The 2963-nt window shown below is 50.8% G+C and carries 3 protein-coding genes; all 3 read left to right on the top strand.

Translation table 11 applies throughout. The features are described from left to right. The first annotated feature begins 274 nt into the window (after positions 1 to 274). Positions 275 to 739 (top strand): hypothetical protein, encoded by a 465-nt coding sequence (locus tag RRY12_12835; GenBank protein MEG2185559.1) that lies wholly within the window; start codon positions 275 to 277, stop codon positions 737 to 739. Beyond that, positions 736 to 1098 carry a hypothetical protein gene (locus tag RRY12_12830; GenBank protein MEG2185558.1) on the top strand — a complete coding sequence of 121 codons (363 nt, stop codon included), beginning with the start codon at positions 736 to 738 and terminating at the stop codon, positions 1096 to 1098. The genes RRY12_12835 and RRY12_12830 overlap by 4 nt, the downstream gene beginning before the upstream one ends. A 1-nt stretch (position 1099) precedes the next feature. Next, positions 1100 to 2963, top strand: a 1864-nt coding sequence (locus RRY12_12825) for a type II secretion system protein (GenBank protein ID MEG2185557.1), incomplete at its 3' end; no start/stop codon positions are given.

Below are 2963 nucleotides of genomic sequence, written 5' to 3'. Positions count from 1 at the left end.
ACCTGCTCATCCCCTACACGCTAAACACCACGCTAGTCCTCTGCGACCTCGCGCTCTATTACAGAAACTACCGGATAGATGAAGGCAAGGCGATAAGGGTGTAAAAAGCAACGCCCGGTCATAAAAAGCACGCGCCACGCCGCCGTCGTGTATAAAATGTAAAATATAATATTTAAATTAAAAACACAGCAAAAAACAATCCGCAATATTATCACAATATCCCTTGCGCCCAGCCCGTGTTGAACCTATACTTTGTGCATGGAGGAGGCGTGCCATGATAAAGACCTCTTTATTCTTGATCCGCAGACGCGGGTTTGCGCTTTTGGGCATCGTGCTGATAGGGTTTATCGTGCTTTCCATCGTAAGCGCGGTAGCGATGAATATCGCATGGCAGACCGTGCGCGTCGAAGCCTGGCAGACCCAGAACATCCAGCGACGCAGGCTGGACGCCGTAGCGCGATCCGCCGCAAACGCCGTGGCCGAGACAATCAGCGCGGACAAAGGCCTCACCCGCTTTGGAAGCGCCGAAAGTCTAAAGGCCGGCGTCACCTCACTCGCCACGCAAATTTTTAACGACCCCGAAAAGACATGGCTGACGCTCGGAGTATCGGGCACAAGCTCATCCGATTACGCCATAACCGCAGTAGCCTCGCCCGACAGCGGCAAGAAACTGGAACTTACGCTTATCATGACGCTAAGCGGCGACAAGCCGGTAAAGACGTGGAGCAGCGGCAAATGAAGCGGCGAGCCTCCCTTCTTATTGAGATCATGGTTGCGATACTGATCTTCACCACCGGCCTCATCAGGCTTGCCGGCTCCATCATGCTTGCTTTAAAAATGGTGGCCCAGTCGGAGGCTACTACGGTCGCCGAACAAAACGCCATCAACCAATACGAAAGATACATGGCAAAGAGGCTCTCAAAAGAGGGCGCATCGGCAAAGCCGGGCGACTACGGCGGCGTACAGCTCTCCACCTCTCCAATCTCTGTGGCCATAGGCACATCCACAAGCGGGCGCATAACGTTTGACCTGTATAAATTCGCCGTCGACAACAAAAAGGGCAGCGAAATATACGTCCTCCAAGGAAGAGGTGACTGAGATGAAAAAAGGCGCCGCCGGATTTACTCTGGCAGAGACTCTCATAGGCGTCATCATTATGGCGGTAGTGACAGCTAGCATCGCCTTCGGCATACGCCAGGCGCTTGCCGTCTACGGAAAAGCGGCCGCAAAAAGCTCTGTGCTCACCGCGCTGCGCTTCACCTCGGATTCCTACGCAAGAAAGATAGTCCCCATGCTGCACGTTGCCTACAAAATAGAGGTGCGCAATGACAACGCGAAAATCCCCGCCGCGAAAGATCTTGCAAAAGACGAACGTTATCTATATCTAGACGGGGACGCCGTCACGCTGAGAACGCAGTCGGGCGACGAGACGCTGCCCGGCTCGGAATACATAAGCAAACTCTCCTTCTCACTGCCGGCTAGAACCGACGACATAGACGAAGACTATCTTCTTACGGCGACAATCACCGCCTCGCGCGACGTCTATGAGACCGTAGCAAAAAGCCTCGACATAAAAACAGCCCTCTGCAACAAACCAGAAAAACTAAACACAGCAGACGCAAACGGCGCGGTACTCCGGTTTTTCGCGAAGGACACAACCGCTCTGGCGCTGACCGCGTCGATGCAGTTGAAAAATGATTATAACGGTGAAATACTTGACGGCGTCACTATGCCAAACGGCTCTAAAATACGCATGAGTTACACATTAAAGCTAAATGACGGAGCTGGAGCAATCGCCCCAAGTGAATATACGGACAACACGGGCGAATCGATCAGATGGTTCATATCAGCCAGCAAGGCAAACGACCTGACGGAATCCTCCGGCGATTTATCGGGCTTCACGGAGCACCTGTTTATGCTTGTAACACAAGCTGGCCAGCCGCTTTCTTCCGACTTGCTGGCCACTCCGGCAGACGACGTGTACTACGTTTTGTCAAACGGAAGCGCAACAAAATGGACGCCCAAAGAGATGATCATTCGGTGCAGAATAGCCCCTTGCGTAACATATCAAGAGCAAACAGTCACATCTTCTCCACTCTACGTATACAGCGATTACGTAAATATGCAGAAAAGCGTTGATAAAGGCATGTGGGATGGATGGCTTGAATCGCTAAAAACCGGAACTGGCGACGGTTTTAAGCGAACCGACGTGGCAACTGACAATTCCGATAAAATTTCGCTGACAGTTAACAACAACACCATCGTCGCAACTATAAAGGCAAGTGCAGAAAGGGCAGATGTAGGGGCGGCTACTGTCGCCAGGCTAAGTTATAAGTGGTTTGAGAACGACAGGGTAAACAGTATATGGAACCTTTCTCCCAAAACCAGCGCCGACATCCCCCCCTTCATGACCCTTACAAACTATTCCGTTATAGTTGACGCAGAGATGCCCGCCACAACCGACGGTAGGAGTTCGGTAGCCTATTTCTGGGGTATCCTTTTAAACGGCACAGGAAGTAGCGGTCCGGATTTCAATGACACAGGATATGTATTCCAATATGAGCGAAAACGGGGTTATCCTAAACAAGATGAATCTCAGCCGGGGCTTTTGATACGCAAATTCGAAAAAGGCGAACTTGTAGGTTATTCGAAGAACACACCGCAATCCTACGGTATCTACAATGAAGCAGACAACGACCAGACGGAAGATCAGCGTTACTTGCCGGAAAATCTGCACAACGACGCGTTTGATTTCTATAACGGGAAGGACGACGACGCATGGACAACGCGCCGTAGGGTCATGCTTACGGTGTTGGAGTACTATACAGACGACAAAACAAAGCCCTTTTATATAATACGAGCGAAGTTTTTAAAGCTGACCTCAGATTATACACCAGCAGATCTTGCTGAAATCAAAAAAGACGACCCATGGTGTATTGGTAAAGCCTTTTTCGCTTCTGAAC

This window comes from Cloacibacillus sp. (genome assembly GCA_036655895.1).
In the GTDB taxonomy this organism is placed as follows: Bacteria; Synergistota; Synergistia; order Synergistales; family Synergistaceae; genus JAVVPF01.
Note: the sequence above shows the minus strand (reverse complement) of the source record. Positions and strands in the feature narration are given on the sequence as shown.

Bases quoted from the DNA above. Each gene is read 5' to 3' on its own strand.
- RRY12_12830 (MEG2185558.1), top strand. From the start codon at position 736: ATGAAGCGGCGAGCCTCCCTTCTTATTGAGATCATGGTTGCGATACTG.
- RRY12_12835 (MEG2185559.1), top strand. From the start codon at position 275: ATGATAAAGACCTCTTTATTCTTGATCCGCAGACGCGGGTTTGCGCTT.